At 63.4% G+C, this 22,422-nt stretch carries 20 protein-coding genes and 1 pseudogene; 6 read left to right on the top strand and 15 right to left on the bottom strand.

All coding sequences use genetic code 11. The features are described 5' to 3' along the window. From B4E36_RS08810 to B4E36_RS08795, 4 genes are all read right to left on the bottom strand, one after another. Positions 1-1,776: a sulfatase-like hydrolase/transferase gene (locus B4E36_RS08810; protein ID WP_292055646.1), complete on the bottom strand. Its 1,776-nt coding sequence runs from the start codon at positions 1,774-1,776 to the stop codon at positions 1-3. A 62-nt stretch (positions 1,777-1,838) separates the two neighbouring features. Further along, entirely contained in the window at positions 1,839-3,326 is a 1,488-nt protein-coding gene (locus B4E36_RS08805) for an ABC transporter substrate-binding protein (RefSeq protein ID WP_292055647.1), read from the bottom strand. A gap of 137 nt (positions 3,327-3,463) precedes the next feature. Then, positions 3,464-4,396 (bottom strand): LysR family transcriptional regulator, encoded by a 933-nt coding sequence (locus tag B4E36_RS08800; protein ID WP_292055648.1) that lies wholly within the window; start codon positions 4,394-4,396, stop codon positions 3,464-3,466. Between the two features lie 38 nt (positions 4,397-4,434). Then, entirely contained in the window at positions 4,435-5,154 is a 720-nt protein-coding gene (locus B4E36_RS08795; protein WP_292055650.1) for a GntR family transcriptional regulator, read from the bottom strand. 137 nt (positions 5,155-5,291) lie between these two features. Between B4E36_RS08795 and B4E36_RS08790 the strand changes: the two genes are divergently transcribed. The 6 genes from B4E36_RS08790 to B4E36_RS08765 are packed head-to-tail and all read left to right on the top strand — an operon-like array spanning position 5,292 to position 10,580. Beyond that, entirely contained in the window at positions 5,292-6,326 is a 1,035-nt protein-coding gene (locus B4E36_RS08790) for an ABC transporter substrate-binding protein (RefSeq protein WP_292055651.1), read from the top strand. Further along, entirely contained in the window at positions 6,323-7,762 is a 1,440-nt protein-coding gene (gene hydA / locus B4E36_RS08785; RefSeq protein ID WP_292055652.1) for a dihydropyrimidinase, read from the top strand. The genes B4E36_RS08790 and hydA overlap by 4 nt, the downstream gene beginning before the upstream one ends. Continuing rightward, on the top strand, positions 7,753-8,514 hold the full coding sequence (locus B4E36_RS08780; protein ID WP_292055654.1) for an SDR family oxidoreductase: 762 nt from the start codon (positions 7,753-7,755) through the stop codon (positions 8,512-8,514). Before hydA ends, B4E36_RS08780 begins: the two co-directional genes overlap by 10 nt. Positions 8,515-8,539: 25 nt before the next feature. Next, a complete protein-coding gene (locus B4E36_RS08775) occupies positions 8,540-8,974 on the top strand; it encodes a GlcG/HbpS family heme-binding protein (RefSeq protein WP_292055655.1) in 435 nt (144 codons plus the stop codon). Beyond that, complete coding sequence (locus B4E36_RS08770) at positions 8,971-9,804, top strand: ABC transporter ATP-binding protein (protein WP_292055657.1); 834 nt, start codon at positions 8,971-8,973, stop codon at positions 9,802-9,804. The genes B4E36_RS08775 and B4E36_RS08770 overlap by 4 nt, the downstream gene beginning before the upstream one ends. Beyond that, positions 9,801-10,580, top strand: coding sequence for an ABC transporter permease (locus tag B4E36_RS08765; protein ID WP_292055659.1), 780 nt, complete (start codon positions 9,801-9,803; stop codon positions 10,578-10,580). Before B4E36_RS08770 ends, B4E36_RS08765 begins: the two co-directional genes overlap by 4 nt. A 98-nt stretch (positions 10,581-10,678) precedes the next feature. Here the strand turns inward: B4E36_RS08765 and B4E36_RS08760 are convergent, their stop codons facing one another. The 11 genes and pseudogenes from B4E36_RS08760 to B4E36_RS08710 all read right to left on the bottom strand — a co-directional run bounded on the left by B4E36_RS08760 (position 10,679) and on the right by B4E36_RS08710 (position 22,364). Then, positions 10,679-11,809, bottom strand: a complete 1,131-nt coding sequence (locus tag B4E36_RS08760) for an aromatic ring-hydroxylating oxygenase subunit alpha (protein ID WP_292055660.1) — start codon at positions 11,807-11,809, stop codon at positions 10,679-10,681. Positions 11,810-11,931: 122 nt separating this feature from the next. Then, the gene (argE, locus tag B4E36_RS08755; RefSeq protein ID WP_292055661.1) at positions 11,932-13,029 is read right to left on the bottom strand and encodes an acetylornithine deacetylase; all 1,098 of its coding nucleotides are present in this window, start codon (positions 13,027-13,029) and stop codon (positions 11,932-11,934) included. 32 nt (positions 13,030-13,061) lie between these two features. Then, positions 13,062-13,991 (bottom strand): LysR substrate-binding domain-containing protein, encoded by a 930-nt coding sequence (locus tag B4E36_RS08750; RefSeq protein WP_292055662.1) that lies wholly within the window; start codon positions 13,989-13,991, stop codon positions 13,062-13,064. 99 nt (positions 13,992-14,090) lie between these two features. Continuing rightward, a complete protein-coding gene (locus tag B4E36_RS08745) occupies positions 14,091-14,768 on the bottom strand; it encodes a DUF1028 domain-containing protein (protein ID WP_292055663.1) in 678 nt (225 codons plus the stop codon). Between the two features lie 33 nt (positions 14,769-14,801). Continuing rightward, positions 14,802-15,215, bottom strand: coding sequence for a RidA family protein (locus B4E36_RS08740; protein WP_018063365.1), 414 nt, complete (start codon positions 15,213-15,215; stop codon positions 14,802-14,804). 57 nt (positions 15,216-15,272) lie between these two features. Further along, positions 15,273-16,550, bottom strand: coding sequence for a flavin-containing monooxygenase (locus B4E36_RS08735; protein WP_292055664.1), 1,278 nt, complete (start codon positions 16,548-16,550; stop codon positions 15,273-15,275). 404 nt (positions 16,551-16,954) lie between these two features. Next, complete coding sequence (locus B4E36_RS08730; protein ID WP_292055665.1) at positions 16,955-18,529, bottom strand: serine hydrolase domain-containing protein; 1,575 nt, start codon at positions 18,527-18,529, stop codon at positions 16,955-16,957. Positions 18,530-18,606: 77 nt separating this feature from the next. Next, on the bottom strand, positions 18,607-20,409 hold the full coding sequence (locus B4E36_RS08725) for a ShlB/FhaC/HecB family hemolysin secretion/activation protein (RefSeq protein ID WP_292055666.1): 1,803 nt from the start codon (positions 20,407-20,409) through the stop codon (positions 18,607-18,609). A gap of 140 nt (positions 20,410-20,549) precedes the next feature. After that, positions 20,550-21,341: a response regulator transcription factor gene (locus B4E36_RS08720; RefSeq protein WP_292055667.1), complete on the bottom strand. Its 792-nt coding sequence runs from the start codon at positions 21,339-21,341 to the stop codon at positions 20,550-20,552. Between the two features lie 430 nt (positions 21,342-21,771). Further along, positions 21,772-22,299: pseudogene (locus B4E36_RS08715) on the bottom strand (DDE-type integrase/transposase/recombinase); the annotation flags it as partial. Beyond that, a complete protein-coding gene (locus B4E36_RS08710) occupies positions 22,269-22,364 on the bottom strand; it encodes a hypothetical protein (RefSeq protein ID WP_345900251.1) in 96 nt (31 codons plus the stop codon). The pseudogene B4E36_RS08715 and the gene B4E36_RS08710, both read right to left, overlap by 31 nt. Positions 22,365-22,422 lie beyond the last annotated feature (58 nt).

The following is a 22,422-nucleotide window of genomic DNA, read 5'->3' as shown; positions in this document are numbered from 1 at the left end:
CTATGCGGGCTGATGCCGGACGAGCCGGTCGTCGAGGGCGTGCAGATCCCCGGGCGTGACGCCGGGCGACATGACCGCGAGCGCCCAGAGGCTGTTGCGGCCGAAGCGCTCGACCATCGCCGGGCCGAGGGCGAAGCCGAACGTCGCGTCGACGAGCGCCTTCAGGGCCGGATCGGCAAAGACTTCGGCAATGGTGAGACGGGCGGCGGGGCCATAGCTTTCCGCCGGCGCCTGCTTCCAGTTGCGCTGGCGGCTGCGCTCGATCTGCGGCCATTGCCTTTCGATCAGCAGATGCCGTTCTTCGACAGGGCCGGTTTCCGGCAGGCCGAGGCGTTCATACTGCGAGGCCGGCGCGTCGTTTCTCCGCATCGCCTCGACCAGCATGGTCGCCATCCGGGTCTCGAGGGCGGGATCGTTCAACGGGGTCGTTTCGTCGGGATCGGTTTCAAGGTCGAATAGCAGCGTTCCGAAATGATGGGGATTGCCGAAGGCGCCGCCGCGCGTGACGATGGTCTGCACGCCCTTGGTGAAGGAGAAGGGCGGGGCGACCCGGAAGTCTCGCAATTCACCTGCCGAAAACCGCGACTTCATCCGCGTCGGCATCAGGGTGAATTCCTCGAGCGGCCGGTTCTGGGGCGTGGCGCAGGCGCGCATATAGACGTAGCGCCCGTCGGTGATGCTGACATGACCGCCGAAAATGCCGAAAAGCGCGGTCTCGCGCACCGGTGCGCCGGTGCGCAGGTGCTGCAGGATTGAGCACGATTGCATGTCGGGCGTCGGTTCAAGCCCGAACGCATCGAGAAAGGTCGCAGCGAAATCGACGGTCTGGACAAGGCTGCCGTCGCGGGTCCCCTGGTTGCCCGAGACCGGGTCCCAGACGAACAGCGGCGTATGGATGGTTTCCTCATACCATGGCTGGACATTCTTGCCGTACCAGTCGCGCTCGCCGATCAGCAGCCCGTGGTCGGTGCACACAATCAGGATCGTGTCCTTCCACATGTCGCCCGCGTCCATCCGGTCGAGCAGCCGGCCGAGGCTGTCATCGCACATCTTCAGGAGCGCACCGTAGCGCGCCTTGACCTGATCGACGGTTTCCCCGTCCTCCAGCACCGGCCGGTAGTCCGGCCAGTCGTAATGGGGCATGTCGTCGCGCACGCCCGTCAGGCCGTGATATTCCTCCGGCGTGAAGAAGGGCTCGTGCGGATCGAAACACTCGATCTGCAGCAGCCAGTTATCGGCGGCGGCATTGGTGTCGATGAATTCCAGTCCGGCATCGAGGGTTTTCGTCTGGAAATGGCTTTCGCGGGTGGCGGTATAGGCCCGGTTGATCCAGTCCTGCCGCCAGCCCTTGCCGCCGCGCCAGTTGAGCGCGGGCGGGATCACCGGGTCGGCGACATGCCCCTTCCAGGGATCGCCTTCCTGACCGCGAATGAACTCGTAAGAGGAGAAGCGCGGATGATAGGTCGCGCCGCCATCCTCCCAATAGTGGACATGATCTGTCACGAGATGGGTATAGACGCCGTGCTTGCCGAGAATCTCGTAGCTGCTGTCATCGAACGGCTCGAGCGGACCCCAGCCGCGATGCAGGAAATTGGGGCGGCCCGTGTGCATCTCCCGGCGCGCGGGCATGCAGGGCATGGAGCCCGCATAGCACCGGTCGAAGGTCACGGTCCGGCTTTCAAGCCGTCTGAAATTGGGAAGATCGAACCGGGTTCCGCCATAGGCCGGGAGGTAGAGCCGGTTGAGGCTGTCGAACATCAGGACAATGGTACGCACGGTGGCAGGCTCTTGTCATGGAGGGATTGGGGCGGGCCGCCTGTCGTGCGGCCCGCCGAATGTCAGCCGCCGGAAGCGTGATTGAACACGATATAGCCGGTCGTGGTGTATTCGACGCCCTTGAGGTTGGTGGTCGAGACGGAGAGCGTCGGCGCCGACAGGATGTTGAGGTTGAAGGCCTGGTCGAGGAGATAGTCCCCGAGCGCCTTGACCGCGTCGTCGGAGGCTTGCTTGTTCGCAGCGCTCTGGACGGCGTCGCGCAGCTTCAGATACTCGTCGGTCCAGAAGTGCGAGGGATTTCCCTCACGCAAGGCCGGTGCGGCGCTGAGCAGCGTTGCCGGGCTGAGGCCGTCCATGCCGTGGAGCTGGATGAACACCGGGCCGAGATCGCCGGCGATCTGCTGCTGACCATAGGTCGCGGTGTCGAGGATATTGGCCTCGACCTTGAAGCCGACGTCGGTGAGGTTGTTCTGCACGATCTCGAAGATCGCCCGCTGCGAGGGCAGGGCATGAAGCGCAACGGTGGCGGTCGCGCCCTCGGCGCTGGCCTCCTTCAGCAGTTCGCGGGCCTTGTCGGGGTCGTAGGCATAATGCTGCGCCTGCTCGTCCGAGGTCGGCCAGAACAGGTCGGTCGGCGTGCCGAGACCGTCGAAGACCTGCTGGTTGATGCGGTCGCGGTCGATCGCGTAGCCGACCGCCTGGCGCACGCGCTTGTCGTCGAACGGCTTGTCGGTGACATTGACGCCGAGCGGATAGAGCGAGCCGGCGGTGGGCACCGTCTGATACATCGGATTGCCCGAAAGCTCGATCACGTCGCGCGGCTGCATCTGCATGGCGAGCTGGGCCCTGTTCGAGCGCAGGGCCGAGATCATCGCGGTCGGGTCGGTGATGATGGCGATATCGATGTCGTCGAAGGCATGGGCGTCGGGATCACGATAGCCGTCATAGGGTTCCAGGCGGATCGAGGCGCCAGGCACCCATTCGGCGAATTTATACGGCCCGGTGCCGATGATCTCCTTGCCGTCGGCGCGCTTGTCGTAAGTGTCCTTGTCGACGATCACCGTCTGCGACAGGAATTCGAACAGGTTCGGCATCGGCTTTGCGAGCGTCAGGACGACTTCGGTGTCGCTCGGCGTCGCGATCTCGGAAATAGCGCGGGCAATGAAGTCGAACTGGGACGCGGAGGCCTTGCCGGCGGCCGTTTCCAGCGTGAACTTCACGTCGGCGGAGGTGAAGGGGCGGCCCGAATGGAAGGTCACGCCGTCCTCAAGTTCGAAGGTCACGGTCTTGCCGTCCTCGGAGACGGTCCAGCTCTTGGCGAGCACCGGCTGCGGGGTGTCATCGCCCGGCATGATTCGCACCAGAGGCTCGAATACAGCTTGCACCCAGGACGTATTGCCGGCGCGGATCGGCAGGATGTTCTTGGGCTGGGCATCGCCCGGGCTCGCGATTGTCAGCGTTTCGGCAAACGCCGCGCCGGGCACGGCGAGCGCTGCGGCAAGTGCAACGGCGGAAACGCATTTCCGCCATCCATTGAATTGAAAGGTCATAGGCTCCTCCTGGTCATTGGCTCTGCCGTGCGGCGCTCGAAAGGCCTTTTGGCAGCGAAATCTCCTCGTGCGGCGGAGAATGGTTCGCTCACCCATGTGACACAAGCATAATAACCAGCGTCAGCCATTAATGATGTTTATGGCTTTTGGCTCTCCAACGGCCCGAACCGCTGCAGGCAGAGCCGCCGGATGGCCTGCACGATCTCCCAGTCATCCATTTCCGAACGGTAGAAGAAGGCAGCCTGGTTGCGGCGCGGCGTGAGCCCAGCGGGCACGGCCCTCAGGTTTGGGGTGAGGTCGCGATTGATCGCCGCGTGCGGCATCACGGCGAGGAAATCGCCGAGCTCCAGCAGCCTCAGCGTCGGCAGCAACCCGTCGCAGATCACGCGGACCTCGGGTTCGACGCCGAGATGTTCATAGATCGCGTGGCGCATCATGTCGCGATAGTTCGGCATCGCGCTGTAGACGACCCAGGGAAAATCGAGCAGCCGGATCGGCGCGATCGTTCCGTCCGGGCCGCGATGTTGGAAGATCGGATGGTTCTTGCGGGCGACGACATTGGCGAGGATGCGGGCAAACGGCATCACCGATATGCCGGGTTCACCTTCGGGCGTGAGGTCGACGCCGGTGAAGACGAAATCGAGCCTTCCCTCCTTGAGGTCCCGCAGACTGCCGCGTGGCTCGATGCTGAGCAATTCGAACACGACCTTCGGAAAATCCTTCTGGAGCTGGTTGATGAACTCCGGCAGGATCGCGCCGCGCCAGATCGGTCCGGCGCCGATCCTGATCGAGGTCTTGCCCTCGGCCGGATCGGTCTGCAGTAGCTTTTCGGCCAGTTGCCAGTGGCGCTCGATGCCGAGCGCCGAGGAGAGCACCCGTTCTCCGAATGGCGTCGGCGCGACGCCGCGCGAATGGCGGATCAGGATCGGCTGGCCGAAATGCTTCTCAAGCTGGGAGACCGAGCGCGACAGCGCCGGTTGGGTGACGTTCAGCCGCTGGGCCGCCCGTCCGAGGCTGCCTTCCTCGATAATGGCCTTCAGCCGGAACAGATGAGTTACATAATCAAGCATGGCCTTTGTCCCGGTCTGCTATGGTTGTGCGAAATCGCCTACCGTCCGAACACGCCCACCATGTCGAAGGCGACCGGTCGGCGGCGGTCGAGGATGAGGGCCTCCTGGAGTTCGGCGATATGCGCGCGCATCAGCGTGACGGCCTCGTCGACCTCGCCCCTGGCGCAATGATTGATCAGTTCGTCATGGTGGTCGTGCCAGCCGGCAAGGCCGATCTGGTTGTCGAACAGATTGACGATCAGGCTGGTGCGGGCAACGAGGAGGCGAACCTGTTCGGCCAGGATCGGATTGCCCGAAAGTTCGGCCATCAGGACGTGGAAGCCGCCTGAAAGGTGGATGGCCTCGCGCATGTGGCCCTGTTCGCGCAGCTTGTGTTCCTGCTCGATGTTTTCCTGCAGTCGCGCGATCGCTTTCTGATCGGCCACCCGCGCCACCGCCTCCGTGGTGCCCGCCTCGATGGCGATGCGCGCGGCGAAAACGGCACGCGCCTCGTCGGCATCGGGGGCGGCGACGAAGGCGCCGCGCTTCGGCAGGAAAATGACGAGCTTCTCCCACGTCAGTCGCTGGAGCGCCGTGGCGATGGCGCGCCGGCCGATCCCCAGCGCCTCGACAAGCGCCAGTTCGGTCAGCTTCGTCCCGGGCAGAAGCCGTTGATCGACAATGGCCGAGAAAAGGTGCTCATAGGCATCCTCGGCCGTCTCCACTCTTGGCCGGTTCCGGTCATTCATAACGCCGACGAGCTTGCCTGGCTGCTTCATTTGTGGACGTCCTTTGCATTCTATGGTGCACGCAATTGTGCACAATTTTGAACGTTTGATTGTTTTTATTCATGTTTGCAGTCTGGCACACCCCTTGCAAGACCATTTCTGTCAAGTCCATCAAAAAGGGGAAGCAAATGGCAGGACTGAAACTTTCACGCAGGGCCTTTGTCGGAGCCAGTCTCGCGGCGCCCTTCGTCCTGAGAGCCGGCGGCGCGGCAGCGGAGACCACGGTCAAATTCTCGTTCGCGGCGCCGTTCGACGGCTCAAATGCAGCCTTCTTTCTGGCCGAGCAGAACGGTTGGTACAAGGAGGCGGGCCTTTCCTGCCAGTTCGATGCAGGCGGCGGCTCCGGCGAGGCCGTCTCGCGCGTCGGCTCGGGCGTCTATGACGGCGGCATCGCCGACATCAATTCGATGGCGGAGTTCAACGCCAAGAATGAGAGCGCTGCAATCCGCGATGTCTACATGGTCTATTTCCGCAGCCCGCTCTGCGTCGGCACGCTGACGAAATCCGGCATCGAGAAACCGGCCGATCTCGAAGGCAAGACCATCGGCGCGGCAGCACCGGACGGCGCCTACCGGCTGTTCGGAGCCTATGCCAAATATGTCGATATCGATCCCGCCACCATCAAGTGGAACATGGTCGGCCTGCAATTGCGCGAGGCGGTGCTGGCCGGCGGCGACGCCGATGCCATCCTGGGCTTCGATTCGACGATGTATTTCGGCCTGATGAAGGCCGGGATCGCGCCCGAGGACATTAAGTTCCTCTATTATTCCGAGGTCGGGCTCGATCTCTATGGCAACGGCCTCATCCTGTCGGATGCCTTCCGCACCGGCAATCCGGAAGCGGCGAAGGCCTTTGTAGAGGCCAGCGCCCGCGGCTGGCAGGCGGCGGCGGCCGATCCCAAGGCCGCCATTGCTGCCCTCAAGGCCAAGGCGCCGTTGATCAATGCCGATCTTGAGGAGCAGAAGCTGCTCTGGCTGATCAAGAACCAGATGACCACGCCGGAATCGAAAGCCAATGGCCTCGGCGCTGTCGACGACGCCCGGCTTGCCAAGAGCATGGATGCGGTCGCGGCCGGCTTCGGGCTTCCGGCGGTTCCCGCGCCGGCCGATGTCTTCGACCCCTCCTTCCTGCCACCGGAAAGCGTCAGGAAACTGCCTGCATGACCTTTGACCTCGTCATCCGCCACGGCACTGTCGCAACCGCGTCGGATGTCTTCAAAGCCGATATCGGCATCCGGGACGAACGTGTCGTCGCCATCGCGGACCGCATTCCCGATGGCGACCGGGTGATCGATGCCTCCGGGAAGTTCGTGCTTCCCGGAGGTCTGGACGCGCATTGCCACCTCGACCAGCCGCAGGCGCCGGGCCTCGCCTCGAAGGGCGCCCGCATGGCCGACGGCTTCCGTTCCGGCAGCATTTCCGCGGCCTTCGGCGGCACGACGACGATCGTGCCGTTCTGCGTCCAGCATCGCGGCCAGTCGCTCACCGCCGCCGTCGCGGACTATCATGCCCGCGCCGAGGGCCAGTCGGTGACGGATTACGGCTTTCACCTGATCGTCAGCGATCCGACGCCGGCCGTGCTTGGCCAGGAGCTGCCAGCGCTCATCCGTCGCGGCCACACCAGCCTGAAGGTCTACATGACCTATGAGGCGATGCAGCTCAGCGACCGCCAGATCCTCGACGTGTTCGAAACGGCGCGACGGGAAAAGGCGATCGTGCTGATCCACGCCGAAAACCACGAGATCATCGGCTGGCTTGCCGACCGGCTGGAACAGGCGGGACGGACGAAACCGATCTCCCATGCCCATTCGCGGCCGCTGCCGGTCGAGCGTGAGGCGACGCACCGCGCGGTGACGCTCGCCGAGATCGCTGGCGTGCCGCTTGTCGTTGTCCATGTTACCGGCGGCGATCCGCTGACCGAAATCCGCCGCGCCCGAGAGCGCGGCCATGTGGTGATCGCCGAAACCTGCCCGCAATATCTGCTCTTGACGGAAAACGATCTCGACATGCCGGACATGCTGGGCGCCAAGGCGATGTGCAGCCCGCCGCCGCGCGACACCGCCGCCCAGGCCGCGCTCTGGCGCGGGATCGAGGACGGCACGGTCGACGTCTTCAATTCCGATCACGCGCCCTACCGCTTTGACGCCGAAGGCAAGCTGAAGGCCGGGCCAAACCCGTCCTTCCGTGCTGTCGCCAATGGGATTCCGGGCCTCGAAACCCGCATGCCGATCCTGTTCAGCGAAGGCGTGATGAAGGGACGCATCGACCTTCCCCGCTTCGTCGCGCTCACCGCCACCAACAATGCGAAACTCTATGGCCTCGCGCCGCGCAAGGGCACGATCGCGATCGGCGCCGATGCCGACATCACCGTTTGGGACCCGGAAAAACGCGTCACGATCGAAAACCACATGCTGCATCACAATGTCGACTACACGCCCTTCGAAGGGCTGGAAGTCCAGGGCTGGCCGATCACGGTCATCTCCCGGGGCGACGTGATCGTCGACCGGGGACAGTTGCTCGCAAGGCCCGGGCGCGGACGGTTCCTCGCCCAGGAAACCTCATCCGCCTGGAAAACACGGGAGATTACCGCATGGATCTGAACATCAGTGGAAAGCGCGCGCTGGTTCTCGGCGGCAATCGTGGCATGGGGCTTGCGATCGCAACGGCGCTCGCCGCCGAAGGTGCGAGCCTCGCGATCGCGGCACGGGACGGGACGGCGCTGGGCATCGCGGCCGCCGAAATCGGCCAGGCTGAACCGTTCAGGCTCGACCTCGCCGATACGGCCAGCCTCGGCGACTTCGCCGAGCGGGTCGGGCCGGTCGACATTCTGGTCAACAATACCGGCGGGCCGCCCTATGGCAGCGCGATCGGCCGCGATGTCGCCGACTGGGAGGACAGCTTTCGCGCCATGTCGCTCTCCGTGATCCGCCTCACCGATCTTTTCCTGCCGGCGATGCGGCAGAGAAGCTGGGGCCGGGTCCTGACCGTGGTCAGCACCGGCGCCGTGCAGCCGATCCCGGTGCTCGGCATTTCCAACACGCTGCGCGCCGGGCTGATCGCCTGGTCGAAATCGCTGGCGCCGGAGGTGGCGCAGGATGGCGTCACCGTCAACGTGTTGATGCCGGGCAGGATCGCCACCGAACGGGTCGCGCTCACCGACGAGGCCACGACCGAGCGTGAGAATATCTCGGTCGAGACCGTGCGCGCCCGCTCCTTCTCCCAGATACCGATGGGGCGCTACGGCACGCCCGAAGAGATCGCCGCCATGGCTGCGTTCCTCTGCTCGACCCCGGCGTCCTACGTCACCGGCAGCGTCATCCGCGTCGATGGCGGCTATGTGCGCCATGTCTGAAACCTTGCAGGGAGACCTTCCGCCCATGTCCATACTGCGCCCCGCCGCGAAGCTCTCTCACCGCGGCGCCATGGCCGTTCTCGAAGCCGCTTTGGCCGCAGCCGAACGGCTCTCCATCCCGCAATGCATCGCCATCGTCGACGAGGGCACCAACCTGCTCGCCTTCTGCCGGATGGACGGCTCGCGGGTCCTGTCCGTCGAAAGCGCCACCCGCAAGGCGATGACCGCGGCTTCGACGGGGCTTGCGACCGGAAACCTGCCCGAGGAAAAGGCCCTGCTTCTCGCCGAGGCGACATCGGGGCGGATGACCAATCTACCCGGCGGCCTGCCGCTGATGGTCGACGGCATGGTCGTCGCCGCGATCGGCGTCGGTTCGGGTACGGGCGACCAGGACGTCGAGATTGCCAGGAGCGGCGTCGCCGCTTTTGAAAAACTGCTCGCGGAGGATGACCAGCGATGACTGTTGCAGCCCACGAGCCGCCGACCAAGATCGCCCAGCTCGAGAATGTCCGGGTGCGCTTCGGCAAGGGCGATGATGCCTTCCTCGCGCTCGACCAGACCAACCTGACCGTTCGTCCGGGCGATTTCGTCGCCATGGTCGGTCCGTCGGGCTGCGGCAAGTCGACCATCCTGAAGCTGGTCGCCGGACTGCTGCAACCGAGCGACGGCAACGTGTTTGTTGCCGGTCGCGAGGTGGGCGCGGAAAAGATCGGCATCGGCATGGCCTTTCAGAACCCGACCATGCTGCCGTGGCTCACCATCCGCGAAAACATCATGCTGCCGCTGAAGATCGTAAAACCCTTCGCCAATACATTCGGCCGGGACAGGAAAACCGTGTTCCGCGATCGGGCCGAAGCGCTTCTCGCCCGCGTCGGCCTTTCAGGCTTCGGCGATCGCCGGCCATGGGAGCTTTCCGGCGGCATGCTGCAGCGCGCCAATCTCTGCCGCGCGCTCATCCACGAACCGGCCCTGCTGATGCTCGATGAGCCGTTCGGCGCGCTCGACCAGTTCACCCGCGAGGAGCTCTGGTCCGTGCTCCAGGACCTCTGGATCGAGACGAAACCGACCGTCTTCCTCGTCACCCATGACCTGCGCGAGGCCGCCTTTCTCGCGAGCCGCATCCTGGTGATGAGTGCCCGTCCCGGCCGGGTGACCGAGGACAGGGCAGTCGGCTTTTCCCGTCCGCGCACGCTTGAAACCACCTTCGAGCCCGCCTTCTCGGACCTGACCAACGAATTGCGCCGGCTGATCTTCGAGGCCCGCCTGAAACAAAAGGAGGTCACGCCGTGAAACTGTCGCGAACCACCATCGAGCATCTGAAATCGGCGAGCTTCATCCTGCTGCTCTTCGTCTTCTGGCAGGTCGCCTGCGTGGTCTTCGAAGTCAGTCCGATCGTGCTGCCGAAGCCGTCCGCGATCCTCTCGACGCTGATCGTCAACATGCCGGCGCTGTGGCCGCATATCCTGCAGACCCTGCTGACAACCCTGGTCGGCTTCTTCTTCGGCATGGTGATCGGCGTTGCCCTCGGCGCCATCGTCGGCATATCGCGCACGGCCTATAATGTCGCCTATCCGCTGCTGGTCGGTTTTTCCTCGATCCCCAAGGTCGCCGTCGTGCCGATCTTCGTGCTCTGGTTCGGCTCCGGCACGCTGCCGGCGGTGCTGACCGCGCTCACCACCTGCATCTTTCCGATCGTCGTCAATGTCGCGACCGGGCTCGCCACCACCGAGCCGGAGATGGAGGACGTGCTGAAGGCGCTCGGCGCCTCGCGTTATCAGGTGCTGCGCAATGTCAGCCTGCCCCGGACCATGCCCTATTTCTTCGCCTCGCTGAAGGTGGCGGTGACGCTGGCCTTCGTCGGGACCGTGCTGTCGGAAACGGTCGCCGCCAACCGCGGCATCGGCACGGTGATGATGATGGCGACGGCAAGCTTCGACGTGCCGCTCGCCTTCGCAGGCCTGTTCGCTCTGGCCATCCTCGGCATTCTTCTCTACGCGGTCTTCGCCGTGATCGAGAAGCGCGTCTGCGGCTGGGCCACCCGCAAGCAGGACCTCGCCATGAACTAGCGTCCATAGACCGAGCGCTTCCAGTTCGAATGCTCTTTAAGGCCCGCAACCTGCTGGCGCTTGGTGCTGTTCCGAGAGCGTATCACCATCAGGCCGTTCTACTTCGCTGACACCTTGTTCGAAATCCAGGTGGCGAATTCGTAGTTGGGGCGCTCGAGGTGGGAAAGCGCCCCCGGTTTGGCGAACTTGCTCTGAAGGCCTTTCCAGACACGCTCAGTGCAGCCGCGATCTTCCTCGTTGACGTGATCGAGCAGGCCCTTCAGCGCCGCGAAATGCTCCTCCGCCTTCGGGTCGTTCATGTATTCCGGAGACAGGCCGCCGCCATAGAGGATCTTCACGCCGCCCGGACCATCGGGCAAGAGCGACAGATACCAGAAGTAGCCGGGCGTCAGCGTGATCATCAGCGACGGGTAGATCGCAAGCAGCCAGGTGCGGCGGCGCTGGTCGCCCTCCAGCGCCGTGTTGGACGGATGCGCCAGCGCCAGCGGCACGGAGTCGTCCTTGAGGATGTGATGGTAATTGAAGCCCGGGAACCCTTCCGGACAGACCATGTCCTGCAGCTTCGACGCACCGCCGATTGTGCCGGCGTGACACATCGGCAGGTGATAGCTCTCCATGAAATTCTCGGCAAGGATTTTCCAATTGGTGTTCCAGCGATGCTCCTCGCTGAACGTCTGGACATAATCGCCCATGTTCAGATAGCCGACCAGCGTGTCGACGTCGGCAAGGGTTTCAGTGACGGAAGGCAGGTCGGGATCGAGCGTGACCATGATCCAGCCCAGCCACTCCTCGCTGCGGATCGCCGGCAGGCTGACGTCGTTCTTGCAGAAGCTATCGTTCTTCTCCATCGCCGGCGCGCCGCGCAGGCTGCCGTCCAGCGAGTAGGTCCAGGCGTGATAGGGACAGGTGATCGTGCGGACATTGCCGCGGCCTTCCAGTAGCACGGACATGCGGTGGCGGCAGACATTCGAGAGCGCCCGCAATTCGCCTTCCCGGTCGCGCAGGACGATGATCGGCTCGCCCGCGATCTCGATCGTCATGTAGTCGCCGGGCTTCTTCAAGGCATCGGCCCGTCCGGCGCAAAGCCAGCTCCTGGAGAAGATCTCGGACTGTTCGAGTGCTAGAAAATCCTCGCTGGTATAGGCCGAAACCGGCATGGCCTGGGCGCGCTCGAACGGGGTCGCCACATTCTCGGCAAGCTCGCTTACCGCGTCTACATGCTTTGTCATTCGAACCTCCTTTTCGCGACGCGCGGTCTTGTACCAAGGCACATCAAAACGCAGGATGGCGCGCGGACCGGAATCGAGAAAGAAGGAAATCGCTTAGTTGCAATTAAGGAAAGGCGAAGCCGTCAGCGGAGAACCCAGTCGCGGATCAGGGCGTGATAGCGCGCGAGCTGATCAATGGCGATCGATTCATCCGGCTGGTGCCCGTCTTTCATCGTGCCCGGACCGCAGACAATCGTCGGGATGCCGCGTTCGGCAAAGTAGCCGGCCTCGGTCCCGAACGCGACGGTCGCCGGCGTCGGGTCGGGCAGGGCGCTGGAAAAGCGCATCACCACGGGGTCGTCCGCCAGGGCCGAGAGACCGGGATACTGTCCCGTGCGGGTGATCCGCGCGCCTTCGGGAAGCACGATGCGGGACAGGATGGCATCCGGGGTTTCGCTCGCCAGATGGCGAATTTCGAACAGAACCTCGGCATGATCCGGCACGATGTTCAGCGCCACGCCGCCGCGGGCGATACCGGCATGGACGGTGGAATAAGGCGGGTCGAAGGCCTCATCGCGCGCGCCCTCCTGCGCCAGCGCCTCCTGAAGGTGTCTCAGCGCGAGGATGAACTCGGCGGCCCCATGGAGCGCATTGGTGAAATAGGGTGCCATTGCGGAGTGGCCGGGTGTGCCGTCGAACTCGGCCCGGTAGCTGGCCTTGCCCTTGTGCCCCAGCACGGCGCGCATCAGAGTCGGCTCGCCGACAATGCAGAGGTCCGGCCGGCCCAGCACCGGCACAACACTGTCGATCATGTCCGGAATGCCGCGACAGCCGAGCTCCTCGTCCCAGCTTAGGCAGATCAGAACGGGCCTTGCCGGCGGCGTTTCCCGCAGTGTTTCGGCCAGCGCCAGCACGCAGGCGATGAAGCCCTTCATGTCGGTCGTCCCGCGACCGACATAGCGCCCCTCCCGCTCCGCAAGCCGGAACGGCGCTTCCGTCCAGTTCTGCCCGTCAACCGGAACGACATCCGTATGGGCGGAAAACAGCGTCCCGCCATCGCCGTCGCCGAACCGGGCGAGCAGGCCGGCTTTGGTGCCGTCCCGCGCGGGAATGACGGTCACGGTAAACCCTGCTGCGTCCAGCAGGTCCTTTACCCAGGTAATCAGGTCGATATTGGGCGTGCCGGCGATCGTCGGGAAGGCGACAAGCTGTTCGAGGAGCGGCTTTATTCTATCCGGCATGGGGAGGTTTCTCTGACTGTGGCTTACGCGGTCTAGCTGCCGGCGAAATGGAAGGTGTCGTCGTTCTGGATGAAATTCTTCGCGTGTTCGATGAAGGTCGAGACGGTGCGGGCGTTCGCCGCCCCCTCGGACATCAGCAGGCCCATATTGAGCGGCCGCACCGATCCCGACAGCGGCACGAAACGAAGCTTCTGGCCGTCGGGCGCGAGATTGGACAAGGGCCGGATATTGGCGACCGAATATCCGAAATTATTGGCCACCAGCGAGCGCATCACCGCCATATCCCGCGTCCGTTCCGCGATCTCCGGACGAATTCCCAGCGACGAGAAGATCGATAGGAAATAGTCGGTGCTCATCGGCAGATCGAGCAGGACCATCGGATAGCGCGCAAGGTCCACCGGCGAAACATAGGGGCGATCGGCCAGGGGGTGGCCCTCGCTGAACAGCGCGAAAGGCGAGAGTTCGACGAGAGGCACGAAGTTGAGATCCGCCGGAATGTTGAGATCGTAGGTGAGCGCGATATCCAGCCTTGCGGCGCGCAGTTCGTTGAAAAGCTCGGACTGGTCCCGCTCGAACTGGCTGAAGACGACCTCTGGGAACAGATCGACAAAGCTGCGGCGCAGGCGCGGCAGCACGATCTGGGCAAAGGTCAGGAGGCAGCCAACCCTGAGGTTGCCGCGCACCGTTCCCGCCACATCGGCCGCCAGCTGGTTGAGCGCATTGGCCTTTTCCAGCGTCTCGCGCGCGGCGTTGAGGAACAGTTCGCCGGTCTGCGACAGCGACAGGCCGTGGGCATGGCGGCGGACGAACAGTTTGAGGCCGAATTCCGCTTCAAGCTGGGCGATGGCCGCGGAGATGGAGGGCGAGGAAACATTGATCTTCTGCGCGGCATGCGCAATCGAGCCGCAATCGCAAACGGCGACGAAATATTCCAGCTGTCTGAAGGTGATACGAAGTGGCACCCTGTTCCTCTGTCCTTCAAAAGCCGTGCGCTTGCCAGCGCTAGTATACGGGGCTTTTGCGGGGGAGCAATCGAGCATGGGACGGACGGCCGGGTTCCGTCATTCGTCGCCCGGCACGCCATAGGAGGGCGCGGCCTCGGGGTTCAGGGCGCGCGTGATATAGTCGTCCGCCTGGGGCTTGTAGATCTCGAAGGCGCGGGCCAGGGCCGCGATCGGGCAGTCCGCGTCCAGCCAGTCGATGCGCAGCTCGATATAGGGCCAGCTCTGCCGGTCGACGAGCAGGAGGCCGGCGGAATGGACGGGCCCGGCCTCGCCACCCACGGCAAGACCCGCCTGCATCGCGACGACCAGCCGGTCGGCGAGCGTGCCGGCGGCCGTTTCAAAGGCGGAAACCATGGAAGCTGGCACCTGGTCATTGGCCAGAAGATTGCCGCCGGCCGCGCAATCGGTTCCGGACGCGCTTGTCCAGATCCCGAGCGCCTTGGGGCCCGAATGGATCGCGCTTTGACCCTTTCCGTCGATCGCAAGAAGCTGCCGGTAGGCCGGAAAGCCATCGGCATCACGGGCGGCGGCAACGGCCTCTTCCGCGCTGGCGCCTTTCCTCATTTCGCCAAGCATGAGGGGGCCGAGCGCCGGGTTGGTGACATTCTGCGTCGAGACGGCGCCGACGCCGGCCTCGGCGAACATGCAGCGCGCGGCAACCGCCGGAGAGGACGAGGCGATGGCAACGCCGAACTGTCCGGTGTTGCGACAACGGGCGATGATTGAAAAGGTCATGTCCGGGCCTTTGCTGGTTCAGTCGGGGCTGGTTCAGTCGGGAATGACGGCGGTGCCGTCGATTTCGACGAGCCATTCCGGCCGCGCGAGGCAGGTCACGACCACGCCGGTCGAGACCGGATGAACGTCCTTGATATATTCGCCCATCGTGCGGTAGACGGCCTCACGGTGGCGCACATCGGTCAGATAGACGACGACCTTGCACAGATGCTCCATCGAGCCGCCGGCCTCCTCGATCAGCTGCCGGATATTCTGCATGACCTTGTGGGTCTGCTCGACCGGATCATGGCTTGCGATGTTTTCGGCGGTGTCGAGGTCCTGGGGGCACTGGCCGCGCAGAAACACGGTCCTGCCGCGCGCCACCACGGCCTGGCACAGGTCGTTGTCGAGCTTCTGCTCCGGATAGGTGTCCTTGGTGTTGAATTTGCGAATGCGCGTATGTGCCATGGGGCTCCCTTTTGCTTGGGCCGATATCGTGACCGATGCGGTATGCTGCGATGCGGCCTATTCCGCCGCTGACCGCAAGCCGTCCGACGGCGCTTGATAATCGCGGTATTTCTGCTGGATCAGAATGTGATCGGCAACATATTTCGCATCGTGCCAGACGCCCCAAATGAAACTCGATCCGCGCCCGGACAGCCAGGGCAGGCCGAGGAAATAGAGGCCGGGTTCGTCGGAGACGCCGCGCTGGTGCACGGGTCGGCCGTGCTCGTCGCATATGTCGAGTTTCAGCCAGCTGTAGTCGGAGCGGAATCCGGTGGCCCAGATGACCGTGGTGATTCCGGCTTCTTCGAGATCGAGGTTGGAAACGGGATTGGCGATGCAGTCGGGCGTCGGGCCGAAGACGCGCGCCTCGGGTTCTGCCGGAAGGTCGAGGCCGTTGCGCGCCACATAGGCGTCGGCCTCGTCGAGCAGCGACAGGTAGTAGGCATCGCCGCCGGCGATGTTGTCGGCAAGGTCGTGGGCGAAGCTGAGGACGCCGTTCTCGAAATCCTCGGTGCGCCCGACCAGGGTCATGCCGTTTTCCGCCAGCCTGCGGAAATCGATGGTCTCGCCGCCGCGCGCGCCGCTGACCGCGATGGTCACATGTTCCGTGCCGGGCGCCTGCGCCTGCAGGTTCCATTTGCCGAGAACGCCGAGCCACCAGACGAAATCCCGGCCGCGATAGGCGCGCGGCGGCCGGTCATGCGGGCCGACGGACAGGTAGACCTTGCGGCCGCTTCGGGCGAGTTCATCGGCGATCTGGACGCCGGACGATCCGGCGCCGACAACCAGGACGTTGCCGGCCGGCAATTGCGCGGGATTGCGGTAGTCGGACGAGTGCAGCTGGTTGATCGCCGCCGTGTCCGGGATGATCGGCGGTATGGCAGGTTGCTGAAACGGGCCGGTCGCCACGACCACGTTCAGGGCTTCGAAGTCGCCCTTGTCGGTCTTCACCAGAAAGCCGCGTTCGCGGTCCTTGCGTTCGACGGAAAGAACCTCGACCCCGCAGCGGACAGGCGCATTGATCTTCTCGGCATAGGCGACGAAATAGTCGGCAACGGCATCCTTGTGGATGAAGCTGTCGGGGTCGGCGCTCTCGAATTCGAGGTTCGGGAAACGGTCGTGCCAGGCCGGACCGTTTGCAACAAGCGAATCCCAGCGCGCCGTTCGCCAGCGTTCGGCAATCCGGCTCCGCTCAAGCACCACATGCTGCGTTCCGTTGTTGCTCAGATGCTCGCTCGCCGCGATCCCGGCCTGACCGGCGCCGACCACGACCGTGTCGAATCTTTCCAAAGCCATACGCACTTCACCCCATTTTCACGACGCGCGCGAACCGTCACCAGTTCTCTTTGTGCGCAGCAAAAGCCTAGGGGCATTGCCTGGCAAACAAAAATAGCAAATCCGATAGCGCTGATTAGGAGAGACCTAACCGGACGCAGATGGCGGTCTTTCGGTGATCCTGCGCATTCCTTTTTAAGGACGATGGGGACTTGGCGCCTCCGATGCGCAAGGCTCGGCGCATATGGGGGCGTCGGTTCGTATCCCTTCAAGGCCTTATTGCTGGCTTACGACCAGCCTCATGGAGCCCTCCCAGTCACGGGACGTTTCACTGCTGCCTAAGGAGACACATGGCATTGGGACCGGGTAGTCATGCGATAGCGCCTACCGGCGCTGCACCTGAGAGTGGTCGGCCGCGAGCCGCTTTATATTCGCTTGAACTGCGCCGGTCCGTTCATGATAAAGAGTTCGATCTCCAGCGCTTCGGCCTCGTCCGAACCGCCGGAAAACGTGGCGGCGGAGCGGGAGCCTGCGGGCGCGTTTTCGGTCTCGATATCGAACACCATCATCGCGCCGTCCCACGGCAACAGCGCAAAAGCTTCCGCTTCGGGCCCGGCAAGCAAGACGAGGCTGCCGGTCTCGTCCTCGCGCACCTCCACGGTCCCGAAATAGGGATGGCTGTAGCGGCCGATGCAATAGCTTGCGAGTGGCGGCGCAGCGGCCGCTTTCGGAAACGGCATTCCGGCGGTCTCGCCGAGCGGCGTGTAAAGTCCGGCAAACAGCGCCTCATAGCCCGAGAACCAGTCGCGGGTCACGCTGCCGGTCTGAACCATGTCGGTAAAGCTCGCGCCGATCGCTTCGACCGCGCCCACCGGGGCGGCGTTGGAGAGAACGATGATCCCGACATCGAGCGAGGGGATCAGCGCGAAATAGGTCGCAGATCCCAGAATGAACGCGCCGGAATGGCTGAGCACCACCCGGCCGCTCGGATCTGTGCCGACGCCGAAGCCATAGCCATAAAAGCCGGCGCGTTCATCCGGGCTGTGCGGCCTGCTGGAAAAGCTCTGCGGGCTGATCGCCGGCTGCAGGGCTTCCGGCCGGATGAGGTCGCCGCCATCGGCGAGCACCATTGTCATCCATTTGGCCATGTCTTCTATCGTCGAACTGATGCCGCCCGCCGGTGACTGGGCATCCGGCTCACGCTGGTAGAGCGCGGCAAAACCGTCTGCGGTTCTGGCATGGGGCGTCGCCCGGTTCTCCCGCGCCATGAAATCGTCAAAGCGGGCGCTTGTGTCGGTCATGCCGAGCGGCTCGAACACGGCTTCCTGCACGAGATCGCTCCACGCCATGCCGGAGGCCTCGGCAACCGCTTCAGCCGCCGCGGTCAGGCCGAAATTCGTATAGGCGTAACTGGTGCGGAAGGGGGAGAGCGGCTGAAGCCGCAGCCGTTCGAGAATTGTCTGGCGGTCGAAGCCGAGGTCTTCCAACTCATCGCCGGCATGGTCCGGCAGGCCGGAGCGATGGCTGTAAAGATCGCCGATCGTCAGCCTTTCGCTCACTGCTGGATCGGAGAGCGAGAACCACGGCAGCAGGTCCTGCATGCGGCTGTCCCAGGAGACCACGCCGCGGCTGACCTGGCGGGCGACAGCCGTCGCGCCAACGGACTTGGAGAGCGAGGCGAGCTGGAACACCGTATCGGGCGTGACGGGCAACGCCCCATCGGCGTCGCGCGTGCCGAACCCCTTGGCATAAACGGTCTCGCCGCCGTGAACCACGGCGACGGCAATGCCCGGCACGCCGCTCAGGGCCTTGATGTCTTCGACGATGCCATCAAGGGCGGCCACGGCTTTGTCGATCTGACCGGGCGGAACCGGGACGCCCGATGTGCGCGATGGCGGCAGCATCTCGGCAAAGGCGGGAAACGAGAGCAAGGCGATCGAGGCAGACGCCAGCGAAACCGTGGTCAGGAAATGGCGGCGCGAAGCTTTGAACCGTGACATGGAAAACCTCTTTTCGTTGCAATAGCCGGTGTGGCCGGAATATCTCGTTGTCGAATGCTGACGCGATCAAACCCGCATCAGAGCGGCAGCCCCAGCCTGAAGAAAACCCTGAGCCCCTCATCCTCGCCATTGTCGGGGCTGTACCACGGCACGGCCGCGATCAGCTGAAAGCTCATCTTTTCCGCCAGCATGCCGCTGACGCCGACGCCGACGGAGCCGAGCGCATCGCGCGCATAGTCGGCGCTCGCCTCTTCATTCCAGACGACGCCATAATCCGCGAACGTCGTCCAGGTCAGCCCCGGAAGCGCCGCCCAGCCGGTCTCGAAATCATGGCTGAGTTCAAGGGCGGCCGCCGCGCCGCTGGCGCCGGAAAGCGTGCCGCCATCAAACGCCCAGCCATAGGGATCGCCACCGAGCGAGAATTGCGCGGCCGCCGGCAGCGGCGTTGCGGAATACTGTCCGGCACTGCGCAACCGGATTGCGGTGTCGGCGCCAAGATCATGCGCAATGTCGAAGTTCACCCGCGCGAACCGGTAATCCTCCGGCACCTCGGGCAGGGCGGTTTCCTGTCCCAGCCCCTGGCCGAATTCCGCCGTTGTGAGGAAGGCGGTGTCTCCCTTCTGCCGGTCATAGGTCAGCGACATGGCCGCCCAACGCGTCTGTTCGCGGGCCGCCCGCGCGCCCATCACATCGACGCGATCATTGCGCAGATTGACCTCCAGCCTACCGAAAAGGCTCTGGTCGATCGTGCGGATAAAGGGATAGTCGAGCCGCGCCGTGCCGATCACGGACTCGATATGAATGTCGTCTGCCTTCAGGTCGCCGCCGGGCTTCTGGGTGATGTAGGAAAGGTCATATCCGGCGGACAGGCCGTTGTGGCCGATCGGGATATCCTGAGAGGCCTGCAGGAAGATCATCTCCTGCGGCATGTTGGGAACCGTCACGCCGACAAGGCTTGCGCTGTCGAAAAGCCCGAGCATATCGTTGACGGTGACATTGCCGGAAAGCTCCAGCGGCCCGACCTCATCGGTCCCGAGATTGTCGAGCCCGACGCCACCCGAGGCGCGGTCAAAGCCGATGTCGAGGCGCAATGTTCCGCCGCCCTTCGGGGTCTCCGGTCGTATCAGCGTGCCCTCGATGTCGAGCCCGCCAAGATCGCTCATCAGCAGCAGGATGCGCTCGGCTTCCTTGATCCGGATCGGCCGCATGGCGATGATCCGGTCGATATAGGGCGCAAGCCGTTCGCGGATGCCGGGAATGGAACTGTTCACTTCCAGCGTCTCGACATAGCTTTCATAGACGCGGAGCGTGATCTTTCCGGAGGAAAAATCCTGAACCGGCACGACGGTCATGGCGAGATAGCCCGCCCTCAGATACCGGGCGTCGATCTCCGCGGCGATCCGATAGAGATCGGCAAGCGTGATGACCTTGCCCGTCATCCCCTGCCAGAGATCGGAAAACGCCGTGCCGGGCAGTGTCACAGCGCCCTCGATCGACAGGGATTTCAGCGTGAAGCGGATCGCCTCTGCATCCTTTTCGGGGGTGCGCCGCCGCTGATCCTGAACCTTGATATCGACCGTGCCGATGCGCTGCGGCGGCGTGAACCGTTCGAGAATGGTCGTCTGGCCGGCAACCGTCTGTTCGATCCGCTCCGCGGTTTGCGCCAGCGCCGTGTCGGTCTGCGCAAAAAGGCATCCGATGGCGAGCGGTCCAAAGGCGAGAAACCCCCACCAGGAGGAAGCCGGGCGCGCGGGAGGTCCGGTTCTGCGCGATGTCTCCGCAGAACTCGCTACAGCCTTTTGCTCATCGAGCCGTGCGAGCAATTGCAGGCGCGTTATCGCCAGGAAACCGGGTTTCTCTGATAGGGCCGTTCGATGCATGGTTCCCCCCACGTGAATATTTGCACAAGGGACTCACTCTTGCATTCAGCCTGATGACGGCGGCGAGGTGCACCGGAACTGACGAGACCCTGTTTTGCCAATGCTTATCGATCAGGCGTCCAGCGTTTGGAATCCCCTGTTCAGGGGGGTATGGGCTGGCCCAGCCACAGCGCCATCAAAGACGCGCGACTGGAAACGCCGTATTTGCGGTAGATCCGCTTGACGTGATCATGGACGGTGTGCGGGCTTTGGCCATTGTTTTCGGCGATCTGTCGCTCCGACAGCCCTTGCAGCAGGTCGTGAAGCACCTTGCTCTCCATCGGCGTCAAGGCTTCGGAGGCGACCCCGATCCCTTCCGACAGCATCTGCAGACGATAGAACCAGCGGATGCCGCGCAGGGCGTGCGCCACGATCTTGCGATCGCGCTCCGAAAATCGCGACTGCGAGAGCGCGCGGTGAAAGCCGATCTGGATTTCGGCGTCGGCATTGATGGGAATGCCCACCCAGATCGAATCCAGCCGGTCCAGACCGCGATAGAAGGTCTTGTAGGAATAGCTTTCAAACCACTCGGGCGTCGCAAGCTCATCCAGCATGAACACCCGGAACTGTCCGGCAAGCGCGGCATTGCGGATCGTGGTGATGTCAGGTTCGCCCTTTTCCATCAGGGAGAAGGCTTCCTGGATGGTTCGTGCGGTTTCAGCGTCGGGATAAAGTGCCGACAGGCTGCGCGGGCGCCAGCCGAAAAGCGGATCGCGATGGATGTTGTCGACAAGCCTCACGGCGCCGATCCAGTCGGCCTGTCGCGCATCGATCATATCGCAGACGACCGAGAGCAGATGCACGCGCGCCTCCGGCATGCGGGACGCCTCGAAATCCGAAAGCTCGTCCCACAGCGCATAAATCCGTTCGGTATCGATCGTTTCGTCCAGCATCAGATCATGTGACTGTAGATCTCGGTCGTTTCGCCTTTTCCTATAACAATACTCGACGACATAATGAGCAAGAAAAGGGAACAGCCCGCGAATATTCTGACACATCCCAGCATCGAGCGGCATCAAATGTCAGCTTTTCAACAATATTATCTCTAAACCCGACAGTCGGGAAACGGCCGCCTTTCAGACAGTAGGCAGCGAAATGATTAATCCTCACCAATCATGTCAGGTGCCTGCAATCCGCCTTCGTGCTTGGCTGAACGTCTCCGCCAAACCCGCATTGCTTTCGTCGAGACCATCGACGCAGTATACGTTTAGAAACTGACGTCCGGCCAACAGCCTCTCGTCCGCCCTCGATGATTGAAATGGCCTCGACCTCGCTCAGCAGGAAATTAGCAACCGCGCCGATGCAGCTTTTCAGCGTGCTCATGTGGTTGTCGTAGTGGAACCGTTTGACCGTGGATTCCTTGATCGTCCGGTTCATTCGCTCGATTTGTCCGTTCGTCCAGGGATGTCTGGGCTTGGTCAGCCGGTGCTCGATACCGTGTCGCCAGCATGCCCGGTCGAAAGGATGGCCCCGGAACCGCGCGGTGGGGCCATTTCGGTTCTTCGGGATGTCGGCGAACTGGACGCCGTTGTCAGTCAGCACCGTGTGTACCTCATATGGTACAGCGGCAACCAAGGCTTCCAGAAAGTCTGCCGCTGTTTTGGTGCGCTCGACCAATTGAACGAAGGCGAACTCGGAGGTCGTGTCGATTGCTACATACAAGTAAAGCTTGCCTTCAGCGGTCTGCACCTCGGCCAGATCGATGTGAAAATAGCCGATTGCATAGGCCTTGAATTTCTTTTTCAGCGGTTTGTCGCCGTCCACATCCGGCAGTCTCGAAATCCGATGACGTTACAGGCATCGATGCAATGACGATCGTGTCAGATGCGGGATTGTCGGCTGGAGTGCATAACCAATCGCACAGATTTTCCCGCGATAGGAAGATCCGACAGGCGTCGATGATAACGACTGTGTATCCGCTCAGATCTTGTTCCACAGCTTGGACAACGGCTAGGCTCAGGACTCGTTAAAATC

This window comes from Martelella sp. UBA3392, from assembly GCF_002358775.1.
Taxonomy (GTDB): Bacteria; Pseudomonadota; Alphaproteobacteria; order Rhizobiales; family Rhizobiaceae; genus Martelella; species Martelella mediterranea.
Note: the sequence above shows the minus strand (reverse complement) of the source record. Positions and strands in the feature narration are given on the sequence as shown.